Below are 23271 nucleotides of genomic sequence, written 5' to 3'. Positions count from 1 at the left end.
TTTAGTTAGTTGAACTTGGTCTTCGTTGCTCTGAAGCCTTGTCCGTGTCAGCGAGGGCGTATATTAAGGATCTACAGATTTTGTGCAACCCTTTTTCGATATTTATTTTAATAAATTCAAACTTTTACTTATTTTGTTCAAAAAACACTCAAAACAACCCCTTTATGCTTATTATTCACCCACCCCCAAAACTTTCGACACAAAAAAAGCCTCCTAACTTTTCAGTTAGGAGGCTTTCCATTGGCTATTTAAGGTAACTAATTAGCCTAACCATTTACGGGCATTTTGAAACAAACGCAACCATGGCGCTTGTTCTTGCCATTCGCTTGGGTGCCAGCTGTGCTGAACCGTACGATAAACACGTTCTGGGTGAGGCATCATAATAGTCACTCGACCATCTTCAGATGTTAAACCTGTTACACCTTGCGCAGAACCATTCGGGTTAAATGGGTAACGTTCGGTTGCATGACCGTAGTTATCTACATAGCGCAATGCAATTTGATTTGCTGTAGCAAGTGCAGCCATATCTTGATCATCACGGTATTCTGTTTGACCTTCACCATGAGCAACGGCAATCGGCATACGAGAACCTTCCATACCAGCAAGCAAGATAGAGTTCGACTTTTGCACTTCTACCTGAACCAAACGAGCCTCAAACTGAGAGGATTGGTTACGAACAAACTTCGGCCAATGACCTGCACCAGGAATCAATTCGTATAGATTCGATAGCATCTGACAACCATTACACACGCCAAGCGTGAAAGTATCAGGACGATTGAAGAAAGCTTCGAATTGCTCACGAGCAATAGGGTTGAAAAGAATAGACTTCGCCCAACCTTCACCAGCCCCCAATACGTCACCGTACGAGAAACCGCCACAAGCTACCAAACCACTAAATTGATCTAGCGTGGTACGACCAGACAAGATATCACTCATGTGAACATCTACTGGAATGAATCCCGCTTTATGGAAAGCAGCAGCCATTTCCACTTGACCGTTTACACCCTGCTCACGCAAGACAGCAATTTTAGGCTTAACACCAGAAGCAATAAATGCCGCTACGATGTCTTCATTTTGATCGAATTGAACATCAGCGGTTAAACCTGGATCTTTCGCATCCAACAAACTGTCAAATTCTTGCTGCGCTGACTCTGGGTTATCGCGTAAAGCTTGAATGCGGTAACTTGTCTCAGACCAAACACGCTGCCAATTAATACGAGTTTCTTCTAGCAATGTTTCACCAGCAAAACAAACACGGATCGAGTCATCACCGGACAATGTTGCAATCGATGTCGTCGTCACACCAGCACTAGCATATGCAGAAATAACTTCCGTTACATCAGACTCATTCACCTGTATGACGGCACCCAACTCTTCGTTGAATAGCACGGGGGCTACTTGCATACGATTAGTAATAGTTTCATCAAGATCGATATTTAGGCCCAAATGACTCGCGAATGACATTTCAACCAAAGTAGCAAACGCACCTCCGTCAGAACGGTCATGGTAGGCTAACAACTTACCTTCAGCGTTCAACGCTTGAGTGGTATCGAAGAAGCCAGCTAAGGTTGCGGCATCATCAACATCTGGCGCTTGCTGACCCAACTTATTGTAAACCTGAGCAATAACAGAACCGCCAAGGCGATTTTTACCTGCACCCAAATCAATCAATAACAAACGCGTATCGGCTTTGTTTTGTAGTTCTGGTGTTAGTGTTTTGCGGACATCCGTTACTGGTGCAAACGCAGAGATAACCAAAGACAATGGCGAAGTGACTGCTTTTTCTTTGCCATCTTCTTTCCACACAGTCTTCATAGACATGGAGTCTTTACCTACTGGAATGGCAATATCCAACGCTGGACACAATTCCATACCCACTGCTTTTACAGTTTGGTAAAGCTTTTCATCTTCGCCTTCATGACCTGCGGCCGCCATCCAGTTTGCAGACAACTTAATGCTACTGCGTTTAGTAATGTGCGCTGCCGCCAAGTTAGTTAACGCTTCACCAACAGCCATGCGACCAGATGCAGGCGCATCGAGCAAAGCTACGGGCGTACGCTCGCCCATCGTCATAGCTTCGCCGGTGTAGCTTTCTAAAGAAGACGTTGTTACCGCCACATCCGCTACAGGCACTTGCCATGGACCAACCATTTGATCGCGGGCAACCATACCTGTGATTGAACGATCACCAATAGTGATCAAGAAGTTCTTGCTCGCTACCGTAGGCAAACTCAATACGCGATTTGCAGCCTCAGCAAGATCTACGTCTACCGCCGTGAAATCATCACCAGCAATAATCGCTTTGGTTGCTTCACGATGCATCTTAGGCGGTTTGCCAAATAAAACAGACATTGGCAAATCAACAGGATTGTTATCGAAATGCTCATCCGCTACTTGCAAATGCATTTCTTCTTTGGCGTCACCAACGATGGCGAAAGGACAACGCTCACGCTCACAAATCGCGGTAAACTCTTCGATACGATCTGGAGAAACCGCCATAACATAACGCTCTTGCGATTCGTTACACCAGATTTCCAGTGGCGACATGCCCGGCTCATCATTTAGAACCTTACGCAGATCGAAGTTACCACCACGCTCACCGTCTTTTACCAATTCCGGCAAAGCGTTAGACAAACCACCAGCGCCCACATCATGGATAAAGCTGATTGGGTTTTTATCACCCATTTGCCAGCAACGGTCGATCACTTCCTGACAACGACGCTCCATTTCTGGGTTGCCACGTTGTACAGAAGCGAAATCAAGATCTTCGTTACCATCGGCAGACGCCATGGAAGATGCCGCACCGCCACCAAGGCCGATCAACATCGCGGGACCGCCAAGTACGATTAACTTAGCACCTACTTTGATCTCTTGTTTTTCAACGTGTTCACGACGAATATTACCAATACCGCCCGCCAACATGATTGGCTTGTGGTAACCACGCACTTCTTCTTGTGAAGCACCCTGAATTGTTTGTTCATAAGTACGGAAGTAACCCAATAGGTTTGGACGACCAAACTCATTGTTAAACGCAGCGCCACCGATAGGCCCTTCGATCATAATATCCAAAGGCGTTACGATACGAGACGGTTTGCCGTAGTAGCTTTCCCATGGCTGTTCAAAACCAGGGATTTTAAGGTCAGATACCGTGTAACCACTCAAACCTGCTTTTGGTTTAGAACCAATACCTGTTGCGCCTTCATCACGAATTTCACCACCTGAACCCGTTGCCGCACCAGAAAATGGTGAAATAGCGGTTGGGTGGTTATGGGTTTCCACCTTCATCAAAATATCGATGTGTTCGTGACTGAAATCGTATTCACGAGTTTCTGCGGATGGGAAGAAACGCCCACCAAAATGACCTTCCATTACGGCCGCGTTATCTTTGTAAGCCGACAAGGTGCCATGCGGATTATGCTCATGCGTGTTCTTGATCATTTTAAACAAAGAGCGCTCTTGCTCTTCACCATCAATTGTCCAAGACGCATTGAAAATTTTGTGACGACAATGCTCTGAATTTGCTTGCGCGAACATCATTAGCTCAACATCGATTGGGTTACGCCCCAGTTCAATGAAAGACTCAACAAGGTAATCAATTTCATCAGCAGCAAGGGCAAGTCCTAGCGTTTGGTTTGCCTCAACCAATGCTGCACGGCCGCCACTTAGAACATCAACACTTGTCATTGGTGCTGGCTCTGCATGAGAGAACATGTCAGTCGCGTCACTTAATGCCGGAAGCACGCTTTCTGTCATGCGGTCATGCAACATAGCAGACAACAAATCTAACTCTTCAAGCGCCAATGGCGCGGAGCTATGGATAAAGTATTCCACGCCACGTTCAACGCGGGACACGGCCGCAAGGCCACAGTTATGAAGGATATCGGTTGCTTTCGATGACCAAGGTGAAATCGTTCCTAAACGAGGAACCACTAAAACACTTTGATCAGATGAACTGACTTGGGAGGATTTAGGACCGTAGGCCAAAGCGCGTCGTAGAACAGTTTCCTGTTCAGCAGTAAGCGTTTGATTATCAGCCAGCTCCACGAAATGGAGAAATTGAGCATCAACATCTGTAACAGATGGGATAGATGCTTGCATATTGGCTAATAACTTTGCCTTGCGAAACGCCGATAGCGCTGCGGAACCATGCAGAGTTAGCATGTTGAGTATTGCCTCACTTGGTAGTTTTGGGGAAATGGTGCGGGTATTTTAAATCAATGAGGCAAATAGAGGCCAGCAGAGTATGAAATTTCTACACAAAATGATGGAATTAATTGCCTAAGTCGCTTTTTTTGCCTGTTCCTTGAGCTTCTTTTTCTGCTCACGGCGATATTGAAAGAACTGAGTCAGTTGCGCAGACGCTGTTTCAGCTAAAACCCCAGACTCAACGTTCACCTTATGATTGAGAAAAGGCGCCTCAAAAAACTGCCCCTGACTTTCAATAATTCCGCTTTTCGGTTCTGTCGAAGCATAAACTACCCGATCAATACGTGCGTGCACTATAGCACCAGCACACATTGAGCAAGGCTCTAATGTGACATATAAAGTTGCATCGGGAAGACGGTAATTATTCATCATCTTACACGCGTTTCGAATGGCTTGAATTTCTGCATGAGCAGTTGGGTCACAAAGTGAAATCGGCGCATTATAACCTTCACCGATAATTTCATCGTTAAGCACCACAATTGCACCAACCGGAATTTCATTTTCCGATGCAGCTTTTGCAGCCAGCGCTATCGCGCGCTCCATCCATTCTTGATCATTCATTATTGATCTACCTCAAAACGACAATATTGCTTTAAATACATGATTGCCTTTAATGCATAATCCGCTCTACACTGAACCTTACTGTCAAAATAAACACGCTTAAATAGACACAAGGAGATTCATTCATGCGTACTGTGGCAGATCTAATGATTACTGATTTAGTTACCTTGAGAGAAAATGATTCTTTAGCGAAAGCCAAAGCATTAATGCAGGAAAAAAACATCCGCAATATTCCCATCGTAAACGATCAAGGAGAATGCGTTGGTATGTTAACGCAACGAGAATATTTACGTCACGCTTTCCATCTTGTTAGCCAATTCGGCACCCAGCAAATTTCCAAGAAAGAGCAGCAAACTCCCATTGCCAACGCGATGAATAAAGACATACTCACCGTCAGCCCCAGCACAGATTTAGATATGGCTGCCGAGTTTTTTATTGAAAACAAATATGGCTGCCTACCCGTCACTCAAGACAACAAACTCGTCGGAATTTTAACACCTGTCGATTTCGTTAAACTCGCACACAAAATGTTGCAAGAATCTGCATAAGCTAGGCACTTTCAAGTTGCTTATTAGAGCCAGAGGATGCAGCACGCACCTCTTTCTCTACTTGAACATCCATTGCCTGCAAACCAAAATCAGTTGAAGACAAAACAAAATTAACAGGTTGCCCTTTTCTAAGCGTTTTGTGGCCATCACAAGCAATCGACTTGTAGTGAACAAAGACATCACTGTCTTCCTCTCTTTTAATAAAGCCAACGCCTTTGGCGTCATTAAACCACTTAACTTTTCCAGTTAATCTTTCCATCTCTATACTCGCCTCTTTTTTATTTTTATTAAGTAAGCGTAAGGACAGAACCCCAAACCGGGCCCTGCCCTCTTATCTATTTATCAAGAGTAGTTACAAAGATTCAATACTGATCTTTTGCTCTTCTAACTTACTAACAGCTAACTGCAAGTCATCGCATTTGGCACGTTCTTTCTCAACCACTTCAATAGGCGCTTTCGCCACAAAGCTGTCGTTAGAAAGTTTGCCTTGGATGCGTTGTAATTCTTTTGACGCCTTGTCGATTTCTTTTTGCAGACGCGCTAGCTCTGCCTCTTTATCAATCAAACCAGCCATTGGCACGAGCACTTCCATATCACCCACTAAGGCCGTTGCTGACATTGGCGCTTCATCGCCCGCATCCAACCAAGTCACAGACTCTAATTTAGCCAAAGTTTGCAAAAAGGTTAAGTTTGCATCTAAACGCGCTTGATCTTGCTCAGAACCATTACGGAACAAAATAGTCAGCGGTTTAGAAGGGGAGATGTTCATTTCGCCACGGATATTACGAATACCTTCAATTACACCTTTTAGCCACTCAACATCTGCTTCAGCTTGTGCATCTTTTTTCGCGTCATTGGCCGTTGGGTATTCACCCAACATCACAGTCTCACCCTCCACACCCGCTAGCGGCGCAACTCGCTGCCAAATTTCTTCTGTCAAGAACGGCATCATTGGGTGAGCAAGACGTAGGAAAGCTTCCAGTACACGAACCAAAGTACGACGAGTACCCATCAATTGTGCAGACGTTGCACTCTCATCCCAAAGCACAGGCTTAGACAACTCCAAGTACCAGTCACAGTATTCGTGCCACATGAATTCATACAAAGCCTGGGAAGCCAAGTCAAAACGATGTGTGTCAAAAGCACGGTTTACAGCATCTTCCGCATGCTGCAAGCGAGAAATGATCCACTTATCAGCAAGAGATAACTCAACGTCGACACCACTTTGACCACAGTCTTGATCCTCTGTATTCATCAAGACATAACGCGTCGCGTTCCAAATCTTGTTACAAAAGTTACGGTAGCCTTCAAGACGATTAAGATCGAACTTTATATCGCGGCCGCCTGACGCCAGAGAACAAAGTGTAAAGCGAAGTGCATCGGTACCGTAAGCCTGAATACCTTCAGGATAGGTTTCGCGAGTATTCTTTTCGACTTTTTCCGCTAAGCGAGGTTGCATCATGCCGTAAGTACGTTTCGCCACCAAGGACTCGATATCAATACCATTAATCAAATCCAATGGGTCAATGACGTTACCTTTGGATTTCGACATTTTATCGCCGCGTTCATCACGAATAAGACCGGTAATGTAAACGGTTTTGAAAGGCACTTTATCGGTAAATTTCAAGGTCATCATGATCATTCTGGCCACCCAGAAGAAAATAATATCAAAGCCTGTTACCAACACGTCTGATTCACTAAATTCAGCAAAATCTTGTGTTTCTTCTGGCCAACCTTGTGTTGCAAACGTCCAAAGTGCTGAAGAGAACCAAGTGTCTAGCACGTCTTCATCTTGAGTTAGCTCAACATCTGCCGCGAGGCTATATTTAGCGCGAACCTCATCTTCATTTTTACCAACATAATGCTTTCCATCAGCATCATACCAAGCTGGAATTTGATGTCCCCACCAAAGCTGACGAGAGATACACCAATCATTAAGATCGCGCATCCACGCAAAGTAGGTATTTTCCCATTGTTTAGGAACAAACTGGATATCGCCATTTTCAACCGCTTCAATCGCAGGCTTAGCCAATGACTCAACTGCTACATACCACTGCTGCGTTAGGTAAGGTTCAACAACCGTATTACCACGCTCACCACGCGGTACTTTTAATTTGTGATCAACCACTTTTTCAAGCAAGCCAAGCGCATCAAAATCAGCAACAACAGCTTTACGCGCGTCAAAACGATCCATACCGCGATATTTCTCAGGCGCTACGTCGTTGATCGCCGCATCGTCGGTCAAAATATTAATCAATGGCATGTCGTGGCGCTTGCCTACTTCATAGTCATTAAAATCGTGAGCTGGCGTGATTTTCACACAGCCGGTACCAAATTCTTTGTCTACATATTCATCAGCAACGATTGGAATACGACGCCCGACCAATGGCAATTCAACAAACTTGCCAACAAGATCAGTAAAGCGTTCATCATCCAAGGCAACCGCAACAGCTGCATCACCAAACATTGTTTCAGGCCGCGTTGTTGCAACAACAATATGATCTTTACCGTCAACTGTTTTTACACCATCGGCTAGCGGGTAACGGAAGTACCACATGAAACCATTTTCTTCTTCAGAAACCACTTCAAGATCAGAAATCGCTGTATGCAAAACTGGATCCCAGTTTACAAGGCGCTGGCCACGATAAATGATGCCTTCATCAAACAAGCGAACAAATACTTCCTGAACCGCAGCAGACATACCTGGGTCCATTGTGAAACGCTCTTTATCCCAAGCAACAGAGTCACCCAAAACGCGCATTTGATCAGAAATAGTACCACCAGACTGGTCTTTCCATTCCCAAACTTTCTCAAGGAATTTTTCACGTCCTAGCTCATGACGTGTAGTGTTCTGAGCAGCTAATTGACGCTCTACTACCATCTGCGTTGCAATGCCAGCGTGATCAGAGCCTGGCTGCCATAATGTGCGGCTGCCCTTCATACGCTCTCGACGGATCATTGCATCCATTAAGGTATGCTGAAAAGCATGCCCCATGTGCAAGCTACCCGTGACGTTTGGCGGTGGAATCATGATCGAAAATGGAGAACCGTTGCCTTGAGGCGCAAAATAGCCGCTCTCTTCCCAACGTTGATAAATAGGTTGTTCGATACTTTGAGGTTGGTAGGTCTTTTCCATTATGGTGTCTTAAAGCTCTTATGTAGCGGTAAATTGTAATTGGAAGAATTATAACGTGTCATAGCAAGATAAAGAATAACACGCGAACAATTAAGGTATTTATCAGACGGCAGCTTGTCTAACAAAGGTACTTTTGCTATTCCTTTCCGTCAGTTTTGTGCGTAGTGGAAGCTGTCTGCAATGTTTGCATCACTTCCTCCACCAATTCTGGCAAACGCTTCGCCAGCACATCAGCGATGGTCTTAGCGACTAACTCTTTCGAAAACGTAGCTGGAGCATCACTTTCCTCTAGCGTTATCTTTTCTTCAGCAGACTCAATTCTCACCTCTGAGTGCGATGACTCATCACTTAAACTTGAACCATTTAAAGACTCTGAAAAGTGCACTTCCTGACTAATCGAAGCAGTCACTTGTTCTTCAACGACATCCATCAAAATAGGAATGTCATCTTGATTGCGCAAAGCCGATATTAATGTTTCTTCATCTGGTTCGAAAACACCATCATCATGCTGAGTAGCTAAATCTGACATAGGAAAAACCAACGGTAAAAACACAAAATATGACAAATCAAACGGACCCAGCCGATTGACCTATCGCTCTTAATAGCCGTCAACTTTCGCACTGACAAAAGCAAAAGTCCACCCTCAGACTCAATGGGCTTTGCTCTATTCTTGTAAGAGGGAAAATAACACCTTGATCAGATTAATCTTTCTGATAAAAAGACATTAAAAAAGCAGCGACAAATAATCATCGCTGCTTTTAATAAGCTCACCCTAGTATTTGAATAAAACGAATTAAGACGTTTTATTCAATAGGTATCGAGTCAACAAGGCAACTGGACGACCACTTGCGCCTTTCGTTGCACCACCAGCCCAAGCTGTGCCGGCGATATCCAAATGCGCCCAAGAGTAAGAACCAGTAAAACGAGACAAGAAACATGCCGCTGTTACTGAACCGGCTTCAGGGCCACCAATATTAGCGATGTCGGCAAAGTTGCTATCAAGCTGCTGCTGATACTCTTCGTCCAAAGGCATTTGCCAAAGCTTATCCGCTGAAGTCTGGCTAGCTGCTTTCAATTCTGACGCGATGCTATCATTGTTCGCGTACATACCAGAGTTAACGCTACCCAAAGCAACCACGCAAGCACCAGTCAAAGTCGCAATATCCACAACCGATTTTGGTTTGAAGCGCTCAATATAAGTCAAAGCATCGCACAACACCAAACGACCTTCTGCATCGGTATTCAAAATCTCTACAGTTTGACCAGACATGGTTTTCACGATATCACCAGGCTTAGTCGCACGAGCACTTGGCATATTCTCGGCCGCCGCAATAACAGCTGTGAAGTTTAGCTTGGGTTTCAGCTCACAAATGGCTTTCATCGTACCGAAAACACTCGCAGCACCACACATGTCATATTTCATTTCGTCCATTTTCGGACCAGGCTTCAAAGAAATGCCACCCGTATCAAATGTGATACCTTTACCTAAAAGAACATGAGGCGCTTCACCCTCTTCGCCCCCGCGGTAATTCATTACAATCAAATAACTTGGCTGATCGCTGCCATGGCCTACCGACAATAAGCAGTGCATGCCTAGCTCATCCATTTTGCTTTCGTCTAATAACTCAACACCTAGACCGTATTCTTCACCTAGCTGCTGCGCTTGAGAAGCCAAGTAACTCGGCGTACAAACATTACCAGGAAGGTTCCCTAACTGACGAGCAAAGGCAGAACCTTTCGCTGTAGCGGCACCAATGGCCAAAGCTGCTTCGTCTGCCCCCTCTAGCAACAAAGATGTCACTTTTGTCGCTTTTTCAGCATCATCTTTTTTGAAACCAAGGAAATTATAAAAACCTTCATTCAACCATTGAGCGACCAAAGCAAGCACTTCGACTTGAGAACGGTTTTTCAATACAAGTCCTGCACTTGCTACAGCAACAGACGCAAAAGGCAATCCTTTAATTTGTGCTGCCACAGCCGCAACTACTTTGCGAGCTTGCATATCACTCAACTCAACATCTTTACCAATACCGACCAACAAAACAGCTTGAGCAAACTCTTGCGATACACCCGGTAACAACAAGGTTTGAGCTACGCCAGCTTTAAAAACACCAGTTTCACGCAACTGAGAAATCTGCCCATTGGCATTCTCGTCAACCCATGTGGTTGACTCGGAAAAATCCCCTTCACTCGGCACAAAGGCCACGAGCAAATCAGCTTGTACTGCAGACAAGCGATCAAATAACGCCATATTCATGAAAAAACCCTCAAAAAATAACTTTTAAAAAAAAACTGGATAATGTCCTTCTTACCACGAGATAATGGGGGCTTTAGATGTGTAATCAACTCTACGCTTAGAAAGCAAGATTCATCCAGAGGTGACTTTGAGACTATTCAAATACTTAGCGAAAGAAGTGCTGGTGTCAACAGCAGGCGTGACGCTAATTTTACTGCTCGTCATTCTAAGTGGCCGTTTTTCTTCTTATTTGGGTCGCATCGCTGAAGGCAAAATGACCTTCGAATTCCTATTCGTCATTCTAGGATTCCACGTTCCTAGCTTCATTCAGATGATTTTGCCTCTGGCTTTTTTCCTGTCTCTATTACTCGCTTTCGGGCGTTTATATATAGAGAACGAAATGTCAGTACTTTTTTCGAGTGGCATCAGCAAAATAAAATTGGCAGGCTATACACTAGGCATTGCCTGTATTATTGGCTCTCTAAGTGCCGGACTCAATTTCTGGTTAGCGCCTTTTAGTGAATACAAAGCCGAAGAAGCATCACAGGCACAAAATCAACTTTCTTCTTTTGACCTACTTCTTCCGGGGCGGTTTGAAGGCAGTGGTCAACGCACAACTTACATAGACAGTTTTACTCCTGATGAAGGCTGGATGAACCAGGTATTTTTATCCGATATAGTGCGAAAAAAGGACGGCAACATTCCTATTCAAACGCTAGCTGACTACGCTGAACAAATAAACGTAAGCTCAGAAAACAATCAAAAGTATCTTGTTTTCAAAAATGGCTCCCGCTATGAGGGCAAACCAGGCACAGCCAATTACCGCATCACCCAATTTGACACCTACGCTGTACGGATGGAAAACACAGACCAAAGTGAAATAGATGAGGCCTTCACCAAAACAACATTAAGCCTCATTAATAGCGACACATTATTAGATAAAGTCGAGCTACAATGGCGTATTTCATTGACTATTATCATCCCGATATTAGCGATCATTGGTTTATCTCTAAGCCAAGTCAATCCGAGACAAGGGCGTTTTTTCAAAATGCTACCAGCGATCCTATTGATGATATTGTATATGGCGCTGTTGATTTGGGGACGTACTGGACTGGAAAAAGGCAAACTACCCATCTCACTCGGCTTATGGTGGATTCATGGCATATTTATTCTAATTGCCACTCTACTATTCGCACAGTTCAATCAAGTATTCGAGCGCCGCAAGGCAAGACTTCCCGATGCAGCCGATGAAAGCGAGTAACGATAATGACTAGAATAGACAGATACATCGGCAACAGTGTTTTATGGGCTTTTTTGATCGTCGCTGTTGTGTTGCTTGGTCTCGACTTCGCGCTGACATTTATAGAGCAAATCAAAAAAGTAAACGACAGTTACACCATCCAATCACTGTTACAGGTCATTCTTTATCGCTTACCAGGCAAACTCGCCGAATACATTCCCATCGCCTCATTAATTGGTACATTAATGGGATTAGGGACATTGGCCGCCACATCAGAGCTCACTGTAATGCGAGCCGCAGGCATGCCTATATGGCGCATCGGTTTCGCCGCCTGCCAACCTATCTTATTAGCTTCATTATTAGGCATGGGGATTTCTGAGTTCGTTTCACCTATCGCTGAACAAAAAGCCACCCTGATAGAAAAATTTAAAGACCAAGAAAGCGGCACTTTCTCGCTTACTGGTGGCGTTTGGCTAAAAGCCGACAATAACTTTGTCTATATCGATGCTGCAGACGACACAGGCAAGCTTTATAACCTGCAAATCTTTTCTCCAGAAGGGCAAAAGCTAAAATACATCCGGACTGCCAGTACAGCAGAACACGTACAAGGCACTCAATGGCAACTCAATAACGTCACCGAGACGCGTTTTAACGAGGACAAAATTGAAAAGACCAACATGGAAAAAGCCAATTGGGATGTCAGCATCACACCGGAGCACTTATTCCTAGCAACCCAAGAACCAGACAGCCTGTCATTAAGCCAGCTTAAAAACTACCAAACGTATTTGAAACAACAAAAACTAGACAGTGCCCCCTATGAGCTAGAGTTTTGGATTACCGCGCTGCGCCCTATCGCTTCCTTGGCATTGGTCCTAGTCGCATTATCCAGCGTTTTCGGACCACTTAGATCTTCAACCATGGGCAGTCGTATTTTCTCTGGAGTCATCATTGGCCTAGCTTTTCAAAATGCACTCAACCTGTTTGGCCGCATGAGCGTAGCAGTTAACTTTCCGCCGGTCATTGGTGTCAGCATTCCGATCATTATCTGTTTATTGGCAGGCATCATCTTGATAAGACGTAGAGGCTAACTCTGCGCCTTATCGTTCTTGATATTACTTTAACCAATTCATTCAAGACGACATGAAACGCGCAACTCTTACTAACGCTTCTTTCAACCTTTCTTCGTCACATGTATAGGCAAAACGAACATATTTGTGAGCATCCTTAATACCAAAATCTGCTCCAGGCGTAAGCGCCACTTTCTCTCTTTCAAGCAGTTCTAAACACCATTTCATGGCATCTTCAGTCACTCCGGACACATCCACATAAACATAAAACGCCCCATGAGCAGGTGCCACTACTGGTAAGCCCATTAACTTTAAACCTTCAAGCAACACTAACCGGCGCGCGTCTAACCTTTGGCGACGCACCTCGCACTCAGCCAACACGTCAGCTTCAAAGGCTCGAACGGCCGCGTACTGAGAGACACTTGGAGCAGCTATGAATATGTTTTGTGCAAGCTTTGTCGCACCCTCAATAGCCCATTGAGGCACTACCAACCAGCCCAATCTCCAGCCAGTCATAGCAAAATATTTAGAAAAACTGTTCACAACAAAAATATCATCTGAAATCGACAAAGCTGAAAAATCTTCCCCTTCATAAACCAGACCTTGATAAATCTCGTCCACTAGCAGATGCCCACCAAGTTCACTCACCTTTTGCCAAGCTTCGGCTACGTATGATTTACTAAGCACAGCTCCCGTAGGATTAGAAGGCGAAGCCAACCAAAGACCAGACGTATTTTCTCCCCAATGGCCGGATAACGTATTCAAATCCAATTCAAAGCCATTTTCTACCTTTGTTTCAACCAACTTTGCTTGCGCACCAGCTTGGATAAGAAAGTGTCTATTACAGGGGTAACAAGGGTCCGGCATCAGCACTTCATCACTAGCATTGACCATCAAGGATGCCATCAGCAACAAAGCACCAGATGCCCCAGGCGTGACAATAATCCGCTCAGGCGCAACCTCAGCCTGATAACGACTTAGGTAATAGTCACTAATGGCTATTTTTAACTCAGACAACCCAGTTGCCGATGTATAACCTGTCTTGCCCTCCTCAATTGCCGCCATACCAGCTTTAGCAACAGCATCAACAGCGACGAAATCCGGCTCACCAACCTCAAGGTGAATCACATCCTCTCCCTGAGACTGAAGCTGCTTCGCACGATCCAAAACCATCATCACTTGAAAGGGCGCAATATGCCCCACTCTGGTTGCTAACTTATGCTGTTTCATTCTGTATTTCTCTGCCTTTATCAGCCTGTTTCAAAAATATCGCGACAATATGCGCAAAAAATGTGGTTAAGCGCGACATTATCTGGTAAGTTTCCGCCCGAAAATAAATCACCTAATTTTATTGGTTACAGGCTACCACAATGGAAACCTGCGAAGTGAGGCAATGCGTATGCCAAAAATGAACCCTGAGTCATTAATGAAAGACTTCACTCCTTATGTTGCTAAGGATGGCGAAGAATACATGAACGAGAAACAGTTGGCGCACTTTAAAAGCATCCTGCTCAACTGGAAGCAAAACCTTATGGAAGAGGTTGATCGTACCGTTCACCATCTAAAAGAAGAAGCGGTGAATTATGCGGACCCTAACGATCGCGCTAGCCAAGAAGAAGAATTTAGCCTAGAACTTCGCGCTCGTGACCGCGAACGTAAACTGGTTAAAAAAATCTCTCAGACCGTTGAGCTAATCGACGCTGATGATTATGGCTACTGTGAAGAGTGCGGTATAGAAATCGGCATTCGTCGTTTAGAGGCTCGCCCTACCGCAACAATGTGTATCGATTGCAAAACATTGGCTGAAATCAAAGAGAAGCAAATCGGCGGTTAACAGTTTGGTGTCAAACCACGTTAACTCTACCGTGCCTATCTATCGCGGCCGCTTTGCACCCTCGCCAACCGGCCCTCTCCATTTTGGCTCGCTAGTCAGTGCATTAGCGAGTTATTTGGATGCAAAACAGCAGCAAGGCAGCTGGGTCATCCGCATAGAAGATGTGGATGGTACTCGTTGCAATGCACGCTTTGCAGAACAAATTATTGACACACTTAGCAGCTACGAACTCCACTCCGACGAAACAATTCGCGTTCAAAGCCTGCATCACCACCTATACGAACAGCAATTATCCGTACTTAAAAAGCAACGAATCGTCTTTCCATGTAACTGCACACGTCAGTCGCTTGCTAAATACAACGGCAGCCATCCAAACAAATGTCAGAGCAACATAGAAAAACCTCACTCGTGGCGTTTACAAACAAGCCCAGTCATCTATGAATATAAAGACAGCATTCAGGGACACTTGGTTTTCAGCGACGACCTAAAAAGCAACTGTCCAGTGCTAAAAAGAAAAGACGGCTTTTTCTCTTACCAGCTTGCCGTTGTGGTGGATGACCACCTACAAAACATCAGCCACCTCGTCAGAGGCGCCGACCTCATTGAAACCACCGCCCAGCAACTGCACCTTTATCACTTATTTGGCTGGACAGCACCAAACGTTTGCCATATCCCTCTTATTACCAATAACCACGGTGATAAGATAAGCAAGCAAAATCACGCCAAGCCCATAAAAAATAAGCACCTTCCAACTCTCTTGCGAGCACTCCATTACCTAAAAATAGATTTAAATTCGCCCACCTCGATCACAGAAGCGCTTGCACTAGCAATCGAAGCATGGGACCCCAACAAGCTACAAGGAATAAAAAACCTCCCTCTGGAAGAGCAAGACCTGCATTTCATCTAAGACACCACCATAGATTGTCTTTTGCATCTTTATTTATTCTTTTTCATTCACATATCACCCATCTCGACCAACAAGCCTATGTGTGTATAATTGTTACACTAGTTACAAGAGGTGACAGCTTCATGCACAACATTATGATCATTTGCCCAGACAACTCACCACTCAAAGAGTCAGAAAAATGGTTGTCTCGTTATGGCTTTCAGGTCAACACCAGCAGCACGTTGGAGCAAGCAACACGCTACTATGAGCTAGCCGAGTTCCATTTACTGCTTATCGACCAAGAAAGCATTGATAACACCAGCATTGCTCCCCCAGAGATGCCACCTCGTATTGTTTTAGATACTAAGCCTAGTCTCAGTACAGGCGTCCACAGCATGTCGAAGGGAGCACTTTATTACCTGCCTCTGCCAACAGATTCAGAAACACTGCTAAATAACGTAGTGAACGCGCTGGAGCAACACAATCACGCCCTCCCTCCTAAAGAGACACCGGCGCACAACTCGACAGACACTCCAATAGAAGAGACTCTCACTCTAGGAACTGCTGGCAGCGGTATTGTTGGCCAGTGCCAGCCCATGCAAGACTTGTTTAGAGACATGAGAAAAATTGCTGGAACCGATGTCACAGTACTCATACGAGGCGAGTCCGGCACAGGCAAGGAGTTAGTAGCAAAAGCACTGCACAACTTAAGCCTGCGGAGCAAAAAACCCATCATTAGCGTCAACTGCGCAGCCATCCCTGAAAACTTAATAGAATCAGAACTATTCGGTCATGAAAAGGGGGCATTTACTGGTGCCAGCGCCGCACACGACGGCCTAATATTTGCCGCAGACAAAGGCACCTTGTTCCTAGACGAAATAGGCGAACTCCCCTTAGAAGCTCAAGCAAGACTATTGCGCGTGTTACAAGAGGGGGAGATCCGCAGAGTGGGCGCAACACAATCCACCAAGGTAAACATCAGGCTCATCACCGCCACTCACAGGAACTTGATGGCCATGGTAAAACAAGGCCAATTTCGTGAAGATTTATACTACCGACTCTATGTTATGGAGCTGCTACTGCCTCCACTGAGAGACAGGGGAGAAGATATCTCTATCCTTGCAAAAAGCTTACTGGAAAGAATTTGTCAAAAGCACAACAAACCAAACTACAACTACAATCGTACATTTGATAAAGCCATTCGCGCGCACAACTGGCCTGGCAATGTACGAGAGCTAGAAAATGCCATTGAGAGAGCCGTAATACTTAGCCCTCAAGAGAAGGTTGACGCAAATAATTTGAAGCTCGCCACTCAGCAAAATTCGACATCAACAATGAGCAACAACACGACGAGCAGCACAGACACATTGGTAGGTACTACACTGGATGATTACTTCAAACACTTCGTGCTAACGCACCAACACAAAATGACAGAAACACAACTTGCACACTCTTTGGGCATATCAAGAAAAAGCTTATGGGAAAGACGACAAAAACTTTCAATACCCAAAAAAGTAACAACCTAAAAGTAACACTTGATACTATAATACCCAAAAAATAAGCAAGAATTTGTAAAGAAAATGAACAGAAACACACTGAAACTCAGCAAAATCAGTACTTTATGTTTTTTGGCACAACTAATGCCTTATATATGACACAACGATAATAAGATTGACCAAGAATAAAAATAAGTTAATCGTCGTATGTAGGTTCTTAAAAATAAAAATAAAAGCTAAGGACACCGTGACCTCTTCAAATAAAAATAAAAATTTGAGGTCATGGATGGAAAATCGCTTTGGATAATTGATCTTTTTAGATATATAAGCCTTCGGGCAATGAAAACAATGCAAAAATAAAAATAAAACCTGAGTAGAACTGCAGAAGCAGCACCCACTTTGTTTTCGGAACTAGTATCTTCATGTATCCAAAGCGATTATTTTATTTACTTCTTTGTAAATACCAATCGCTTCACAACCTTCCCCTTAATTGCTACACACTGAAATCATCTAAACATAGCCATTATTCGTGTAATTTTACTACTTTCACGTGTAGAATGCCCTTTTCGTTAACTTTAAAATTTGTTGTCTAATGCTCACAGGATTAAAATCTCTGGTACGTAAAGCCACCTCTCTGTTTGCCTCACTAAAGGCGCAGACTTACCCTATTATCATTCCTCGCAGCGAGCACAGCTTATCTCGACAAGACTTAAGCCCAAATGCTGTCAAAGTATTGTATCGTCTCAATAAAGCAGGCTTCGACGCCTACCTTGTTGGTGGCTGCGTTCGAGACCATCTTATTGGCATTGAGCCTAAAGATTTTGATGTCGTCACCAATGCTACGCCTGAAGAAGTACATAGCACCTTCTCAAATTCAAGACTCATTGGCCGTCGATTCAAATTGGTCCATGTCACGTTTGGGCGTGAAATCATCGAGGTTTCAACATTTAGAGCCAATTCCGCTCAAGACGATAGCAATGATGAGAACGCACAGAATACATCTTTGAAAGGCAAAGACTCCGCACGATCCGCCCATGGCATCGTCTTACGTGATAATGTCTATGGCAACATCGAAGAAGACGCAGAACGCCGCGACTTCACTTTTAACGCTTTATATTACAATGTTCAGGACTTCAGTATTCACGATTACTGTGGCGGTCTAAAAGACATTGAAAACAAACAAATTCGCATTATTGGTGACGCGAGACAGCGCTACCAAGAAGATCCGGTTCGAATGCTAAGAGCCATTCGTTTTGCGGGCAAACTTGGCTTCGAACTAGAAGCAGAAACCGCCGCGCCGATCAAAGAAATGGCCCACCTACTCGACCATATTCCGCCAGCTCGTTTATTTGAAGAAGTACTCAAATTACTTGGCAGTGGCAACGGCATAGAAACATTCGCTTTGCTTCGCCAGTACGGCCTATTCCGTTATTTATTCCCAGACACAGATGCATTACTACAAAGTGGGTGGAAACGTAACGACATAGACCCTGAAGCCTTCATACTACAAGGCCTTAAAAACACTGACGACCGGATACAAAGTGGTAAAACAACTGCCCCTTACTTTTTATACGCGGTACTACTGTGGCCAAGCGTGTCACTTCGTCATGAAGAATTCCAAGCTCAAGGCATGCCTGCAACACCAGCATTACATCAAGCCGCTAACATGGTATTAGACAACCAAGTCGCATCCACCGCTATCCCGCGCCGATTCTCCACGCCAATGCGTGAAATCTGGGACATGCAGTACAGACTACCAAAGCGCTACGGCAAGCGCGCTTTTCTGCTGCTTGAACATCCTCGCTTCCGTGCGGCTTTCGACTTTTTACTGATTCGCGAGTTAAGCGGAACCGAATTAGATGGTCTAGGCGATTGGTGGGAAAATTTTCAACATGGTACAGAAAACCAGCAGAGAGATCTTATTAAGAGCATTGACTCATTTAGCAAAGACAAAGAAGGCCCTAAAAAGCGCCGCCCTCGTCGTCGTAGAAAGAGCAATGGCAACACTTCAGAAACAGCTAAACCACAAAGCGAAACGTTTGACGAGTAAGAGGATGCGCCTTGATACACGCTTATATTGGCCTCGGCAGTAATCTTGAAAATCCATTGGCGCAACTTGATCGCGCCATTGAAACCCTAAAGAAACACGACGATCTAAAAAATCTTCGTGTTTCTTCTATTTACGGCAGCAAGCCCGTTGGCCCACAAGATCAACCGGACTACATTAACGCCGTCGCCTCATTTGACACCGATCTCTCCCCGCTTGCCCTACTTGATCTTTTACAAAGTATTGAGCAGTCACAACGTAGAGTCAGAGAACGTCATTGGGGACCGCGCACCCTAGATCTAGATCTGTTATTGTACGGACAAGAAAGAATACAATTACCAAGACTAAACGTGCCACACCCCTTTATGCTAGAACGAGGATTTGTGATAAAGCCGTTTAGCGACCTAGCTCCCGATATGCTCTTAGAAAATGGCAAAACCGTTACAGAGCAGCTACACCAACTTGATACCAGCGATTTGGTTTTTATCAAAGAAGAATAAACTATGTACTCAGATAACTCACAAAGAAAACTCACCAAACCTGTTACCTTATCCACTCTCAAAAAAATGAAAGCGGAAAAAGAAAAAATCACCTGTTTAACAAGCTATGACGCATCGTTTACCAATGTCATGAATGTCGCAGGTGTTGAAACGATTTTGGTCGGGGATTCTCTAGGCATGGTCATACAAGGCCAAGACAGCACATTACCCGTCACCATAGAAGATATGTGCTATCACACCGCAGCGGTAAAACGAGGCAACACCAACGCTTTCATCCTCACAGACATGTCTTTCATGAGTTACAGCAAGCCAGAACAAGCGCTCGATAACGCAGCAAAGTTAATGCAAGCCGGCGCAAACATGGTCAAATTAGAAGGCGGAAGCTGGTTAGCAGACACCGTAAAACTACTCAGCCAGCGCGGCATTCCTGTTTGTGCGCATTTAGGCCTAACACCTCAGTCCGTACATAAATTTGGTGGCTACAAAGTACAAGGCAAAAGCCAAGATGCGGCCGATTTACTACTGCAGGAGTCGCTGGATCTTGTCGCGGCTGGCGCCGACATTCTTCTATACGAGTGCATCCCAACCGAACTCGGCAAAACACTGACTGAAGCCGTTCCAGTGCCCACCATTGGCATAGGTGCTGGCCACCACACAGATGGCCAAGTATTGGTCATGCACGACATGCTCGGCATCAACCTAGGTCACACACCAAAATTCGTCAAAAACTTCTTAACCGATGGCCGCAATGTGACAGAAGCCTTTGAAGCCTACGTCAAAGAAGTAAAAGACATGACATTCCCAGGGGCTGAGCACGGATTCAAATCATGAAAACATTCCACACCGTCGCTGAGCTTCGAACAGCACTAAAAATAGAACGCTTGAAAGACAAAAATATTGTGTTTGTCCCCACCATGGGCAACCTACATGATGGCCATATGTCACTGATTCGAAAAGCAAAAGAAGAAGGCGATGTCATTGTGTCATCTATCTTCATCAACCCAATGCAATTTTCGGATCAAAGCGACTTAGAGCGTTACCCAAAAACCCTGGAAGAAGACAAACGAGTCCTTGAGGCCAATGGCTGTCATTACCTGTTTGCACCAGATGCACTGGAAATGTACCCAGACGGCAAACGCAGCCAAACGCAAATTGAAGTAGTCGGCATTTCTGACATTCTTTGTGGAGCGTCTCGCCCAGGCCATTTTGTTGGTGTTTCCACTGTCGTGACAAAATTATTTAATATTGTTCAGCCAGACTGTGCCATATTTGGCAACAAAGACTTTCAACAACTTAAAGTAATTGAAGACATGGTGCGAGATCTAAGCTCTAACGTACGCATCATCGGAGTAGACACAGCACGTAACGAAGATGGCCTTGCCATGAGTTCGCGCAATGGTTACCTAACAGAAGAAGAAAGACGTATCGCACCAACAATTTATCAAACTTTGTTATGGGCGAAAGATGCGCTAATTAAAAACAGTGCGAGTCACGAGGACATCTGCGAACAAGCTCAAAAGAAGCTTGAAGCGGCTGGTTTCCGTCGTGATTATTTCGAAATCCGCGCACAAGAAAGCTTACAAACACCATCAGAAGAAGAGAAGCGCCTCGTTATATTAACGGCGGCATATCTAGGCAAAGCACGCTTAATTGATAACTTACGTGTAGAACTTGCTTAATTCACTTTGAGATTTAGGGAGATTGTAATGGGCTCACCCACCGAATTAACTACTTGGCAGAAACTAGCAGAGCACAAGCAAGAAATGGCTGCTGTCAGCATGAAGTCTTTGTTTGAAGCGGACCCAAGCCGTGCTGAAAAATACACCACCCAAGCAGCTGGCTGGACATTAGATTACGCAAAAAACCGCGCCAATGAAAAAACGATTTCTCTACTAACAGACCTAGCAAAAGAAGCGGGACTTGAAAGCGCCATCAAAGGCATGTTCAGCGGTGCACACATCAACAACACCGAAGACCGCTCTGTATTGCACATCGCACTGCGCGCTAGCCAAGCACAAGAGTCATTAATGGTCGATGGCGTTAACGCCTTGGCAGAAGTACGCTCAACTCTCAAGCAGATGGAACAGTTTGTCGCGCAATTACACAGCGGCGAATGGAAAGGCTACAGCGGCAAAACCATTACAGACGTGGTATCGATTGGCATCGGCGGCTCTTACCTTGGACCAAAAGTCGTTGCTGAAGCACTAACACCATACAAAAAAGACGATATCAAGGTTCACTTCGTTGCCAACATCGATGGTTCAGACATCACTGGCAAACTGAAGCAATTGAACCCAGAAACCACCGTTTTCGTTATCTCATCTAAAACCTTCGGCACCTTAGAAACTTTGTCTAACGCTAACGCTGCGCGTGACTGGTTCCTAAGCAATGGCGGCTCACAAGAGAACGTTAGCAAGCATTTTGCAGCCGTTAGCTCCAACGTAAAAAAAGCCGTCGACTTCGGCATGGCGAAAGAAAATATCTTTCCAATGTGGGATTGGGTTGGCGGGCGCTACTCCCTTTGGTCAGCGATTGGTTTACCTGTTGCCATTGCCGTTGGCATGGACAACTTCTACGCATTGCTAGATGGCGCACACCAAATGGACGAGCACTTTCGCACCGCTCCATTTGAAGAAAACCTACCTGTAATCATGGGCGCATTAGGCGTGTGGTACATCAACTTCCATAACGCTCAAACTCATGCCCTGATTCCTTACGATCACTACCTACGCGCCATGCCAGCTCACATCCAGCAACTTGACATGGAAAGTAACGGTAAAGCGAACCTATTGAATGGCGACGGCGTAGAAACCGACACAGGCCCAATCATTTGGGGCGGTGCTGGCACCAACGGCCAACACGCTTACCACCAGTTATTACATCAAGGCACACGCCTAGTACCTGTGGACTTCATCGCACCATTGGCGTCTCACAACCCCATTGGCGAACACCATACACAATTGTTTGCTAACTGCTTAAGCCAGTCGCAAGCCTTGATGGTCGGTAAAACCCTTGAGCAAGCAGAGCAGGAACTTCGCGATGCCGGCGCCACCGCTGAACAAGTCGCTGCGATTGCACCGCACAAAGTGATCAAGGGCAACCGCCCAAGCAACACCTTATTGACCGATAAAATGACACCCGCCACCGTGGGTGCCTTGATCGCCCTCTACGAGCACCGTACATTTGTACAAGGCACCATCTGGGGCATCAACTCATTCGACCAATGGGGCGTAGAGCTTGGCAAAGTATTGGGCACCGACATCTACAACCGCCTTGTTAGCGACAGCGACAACAGCGCCTTAGATGCTTCTACCCAAGCACTGATCAACGCGTTCAAAAAAGCTCAGGCGTAACCGCCAAACTTTCTGTCATTGCATTAAAAACACCAGCCTCGGCTGGTGTTTTTGTTTTTACTAAATGTAGATACCATCTCTCCTAATCAGCCTCAAGTTTTTATTTAACTAACTTGAGGCTGATATTCTGTTTGATTCTTAACAACACCAAAACATATTTG

General features: G+C 45.0%; 18 protein-coding genes. 11 read left to right on the top strand and 7 right to left on the bottom strand.

Translation table 11 applies throughout. The features are described from left to right. Positions 1–261: 261 nt before the first annotated feature. The gene (gene purL / locus DFP77_RS18455) at positions 262–4161 is read right to left on the bottom strand and encodes a phosphoribosylformylglycinamidine synthase (protein ID WP_114413674.1); all 3900 of its coding nucleotides are present in this window, start codon (positions 4159–4161) and stop codon (positions 262–264) included. A 117-nt stretch (positions 4162–4278) separates the two neighbouring features. Continuing rightward, on the bottom strand, positions 4279–4767 hold the full coding sequence (gene tadA / locus DFP77_RS18450) for a tRNA adenosine(34) deaminase TadA (RefSeq protein WP_114413673.1): 489 nt from the start codon (positions 4765–4767) through the stop codon (positions 4279–4281). A gap of 125 nt (positions 4768–4892) precedes the next feature. Here tadA and DFP77_RS18445 point away from each other — a divergent pair, with 125 nt between their 5' ends. Further along, positions 4893–5315 carry a CBS domain-containing protein gene (locus tag DFP77_RS18445; protein ID WP_114413672.1) on the top strand — a complete coding sequence of 141 codons (423 nt, stop codon included), beginning with the start codon at positions 4893–4895 and terminating at the stop codon, positions 5313–5315. A 1-nt stretch (position 5316) separates the two neighbouring features. Here the strand turns inward: DFP77_RS18445 and DFP77_RS18440 are convergent, their stop codons facing one another. The 4 genes from DFP77_RS18440 to DFP77_RS18425 form a co-directional block, all read right to left on the bottom strand. Beyond that, on the bottom strand, positions 5317–5574 hold the full coding sequence (locus DFP77_RS18440; RefSeq protein ID WP_114413671.1) for a cold-shock protein: 258 nt from the start codon (positions 5572–5574) through the stop codon (positions 5317–5319). Between the two features lie 93 nt (positions 5575–5667). After that, entirely contained in the window at positions 5668–8451 is a 2784-nt protein-coding gene (locus tag DFP77_RS18435) for a valine--tRNA ligase (protein WP_114413670.1), read from the bottom strand. A 136-nt stretch (positions 8452–8587) separates the two neighbouring features. Further along, positions 8588–8980: a hypothetical protein gene (locus DFP77_RS18430; protein ID WP_114413669.1), complete on the bottom strand. Its 393-nt coding sequence runs from the start codon at positions 8978–8980 to the stop codon at positions 8588–8590. 264 nt (positions 8981–9244) lie between these two features. Continuing rightward, positions 9245–10708 carry a leucyl aminopeptidase gene (locus tag DFP77_RS18425; RefSeq protein ID WP_114413668.1) on the bottom strand — a complete coding sequence of 488 codons (1464 nt, stop codon included), beginning with the start codon at positions 10706–10708 and terminating at the stop codon, positions 9245–9247. A 121-nt stretch (positions 10709–10829) separates the two neighbouring features. Between DFP77_RS18425 and lptF the strand changes: the two genes are divergently transcribed. Continuing rightward, a complete protein-coding gene (gene lptF / locus DFP77_RS18420; protein WP_114413667.1) occupies positions 10830–11948 on the top strand; it encodes an LPS export ABC transporter permease LptF in 1119 nt (372 codons plus the stop codon). A 5-nt stretch (positions 11949–11953) separates the two neighbouring features. After that, the gene (gene lptG / locus DFP77_RS18415) at positions 11954–13015 is read left to right on the top strand and encodes an LPS export ABC transporter permease LptG (protein WP_114413666.1); all 1062 of its coding nucleotides are present in this window, start codon (positions 11954–11956) and stop codon (positions 13013–13015) included. A 42-nt stretch (positions 13016–13057) separates the two neighbouring features. On the opposite strand, the gene DFP77_RS18410 is transcribed toward lptG, so the two are convergent. Then, the gene (locus DFP77_RS18410) at positions 13058–14224 is read right to left on the bottom strand and encodes an aminotransferase class I/II-fold pyridoxal phosphate-dependent enzyme (protein ID WP_114413665.1); all 1167 of its coding nucleotides are present in this window, start codon (positions 14222–14224) and stop codon (positions 13058–13060) included. 169 nt (positions 14225–14393) lie between these two features. Between DFP77_RS18410 and dksA the strand changes: the two genes are divergently transcribed. The 8 genes from dksA to pgi all read left to right on the top strand — a co-directional run bounded on the left by dksA (position 14394) and on the right by pgi (position 23110). After that, the gene (gene dksA / locus DFP77_RS18405; protein WP_114413675.1) at positions 14394–14828 is read left to right on the top strand and encodes an RNA polymerase-binding protein DksA; all 435 of its coding nucleotides are present in this window, start codon (positions 14394–14396) and stop codon (positions 14826–14828) included. Positions 14829–14835: 7 nt separating this feature from the next. Next, positions 14836–15735, top strand: coding sequence for a tRNA glutamyl-Q(34) synthetase GluQRS (gluQRS, locus tag DFP77_RS18400; protein ID WP_114413664.1), 900 nt, complete (start codon positions 14836–14838; stop codon positions 15733–15735). Positions 15736–15857: 122 nt separating this feature from the next. Continuing rightward, on the top strand, positions 15858–17240 hold the full coding sequence (locus DFP77_RS18395; RefSeq protein ID WP_114413663.1) for a sigma-54-dependent transcriptional regulator: 1383 nt from the start codon (positions 15858–15860) through the stop codon (positions 17238–17240). Between the two features lie 562 nt (positions 17241–17802). Continuing rightward, complete coding sequence (pcnB, locus tag DFP77_RS18390) at positions 17803–19260, top strand: polynucleotide adenylyltransferase PcnB (protein ID WP_114413662.1); 1458 nt, start codon at positions 17803–17805, stop codon at positions 19258–19260. A gap of 14 nt (positions 19261–19274) precedes the next feature. After that, complete coding sequence (folK, locus tag DFP77_RS18385) at positions 19275–19757, top strand: 2-amino-4-hydroxy-6-hydroxymethyldihydropteridine diphosphokinase (protein ID WP_205116714.1); 483 nt, start codon at positions 19275–19277, stop codon at positions 19755–19757. A 3-nt stretch (positions 19758–19760) separates the two neighbouring features. Then, the gene (panB, locus tag DFP77_RS18380) at positions 19761–20588 is read left to right on the top strand and encodes a 3-methyl-2-oxobutanoate hydroxymethyltransferase (protein WP_114413660.1); all 828 of its coding nucleotides are present in this window, start codon (positions 19761–19763) and stop codon (positions 20586–20588) included. After that, positions 20585–21436 carry a pantoate--beta-alanine ligase gene (gene panC, locus DFP77_RS18375; protein WP_114413659.1) on the top strand — a complete coding sequence of 284 codons (852 nt, stop codon included), beginning with the start codon at positions 20585–20587 and terminating at the stop codon, positions 21434–21436. Before panB ends, panC begins: the two co-directional genes overlap by 4 nt. A gap of 27 nt (positions 21437–21463) precedes the next feature. Next, positions 21464–23110 carry a glucose-6-phosphate isomerase gene (gene pgi / locus DFP77_RS18370; protein ID WP_114413658.1) on the top strand — a complete coding sequence of 549 codons (1647 nt, stop codon included), beginning with the start codon at positions 21464–21466 and terminating at the stop codon, positions 23108–23110. Positions 23111–23271 lie beyond the last annotated feature (161 nt).

It is taken from the genome of Marinomonas foliarum (assembly GCF_003337275.1).
Taxonomy (GTDB): Bacteria; Pseudomonadota; Gammaproteobacteria; order Pseudomonadales; family Marinomonadaceae; genus Marinomonas; species Marinomonas foliarum.
The sequence above is the reverse complement of the archived record's forward strand: the minus strand, read 5'-3'. Positions and strand labels throughout refer to the sequence as shown.

Coding starts and splice junctions, on each gene's coding strand:
- panC (WP_114413659.1), top strand. CDS start 20,585: ATGAAAACATTCCACACCGTCGCTGAGCTTCGAACAGCACTAAAAATA.
- pgi (WP_114413658.1), top strand. CDS start 21,464: ATGGGCTCACCCACCGAATTAACTACTTGGCAGAAACTAGCAGAGCAC.
- DFP77_RS18430 (WP_114413669.1), bottom strand. CDS start 8,980: ATGTCAGATTTAGCTACTCAGCATGATGATGGTGTTTTCGAACCAGAT.
- purL (WP_114413674.1), bottom strand. CDS start 4,161: ATGCTAACTCTGCATGGTTCCGCAGCGCTATCGGCGTTTCGCAAGGCA.
- DFP77_RS18445 (WP_114413672.1), top strand. CDS start 4,893: ATGCGTACTGTGGCAGATCTAATGATTACTGATTTAGTTACCTTGAGA.
- DFP77_RS18395 (WP_114413663.1), top strand. CDS start 15,858: ATGCACAACATTATGATCATTTGCCCAGACAACTCACCACTCAAAGAG.
- dksA (WP_114413675.1), top strand. CDS start 14,394: ATGCCAAAAATGAACCCTGAGTCATTAATGAAAGACTTCACTCCTTAT.
- DFP77_RS18425 (WP_114413668.1), bottom strand. CDS start 10,708: ATGAATATGGCGTTATTTGATCGCTTGTCTGCAGTACAAGCTGATTTG.
- pcnB (WP_114413662.1), top strand. CDS start 17,803: ATGCTCACAGGATTAAAATCTCTGGTACGTAAAGCCACCTCTCTGTTT.
- panB (WP_114413660.1), top strand. CDS start 19,761: ATGTACTCAGATAACTCACAAAGAAAACTCACCAAACCTGTTACCTTA.
- DFP77_RS18410 (WP_114413665.1), bottom strand. CDS start 14,224: ATGAAACAGCATAAGTTAGCAACCAGAGTGGGGCATATTGCGCCCTTT.
- DFP77_RS18440 (WP_114413671.1), bottom strand. CDS start 5,574: ATGGAAAGATTAACTGGAAAAGTTAAGTGGTTTAATGACGCCAAAGGC.
- DFP77_RS18435 (WP_114413670.1), bottom strand. CDS start 8,451: ATGGAAAAGACCTACCAACCTCAAAGTATCGAACAACCTATTTATCAA.
- lptG (WP_114413666.1), top strand. CDS start 11,954: ATGACTAGAATAGACAGATACATCGGCAACAGTGTTTTATGGGCTTTT.
- tadA (WP_114413673.1), bottom strand. CDS start 4,767: ATGAATGATCAAGAATGGATGGAGCGCGCGATAGCGCTGGCTGCAAAA.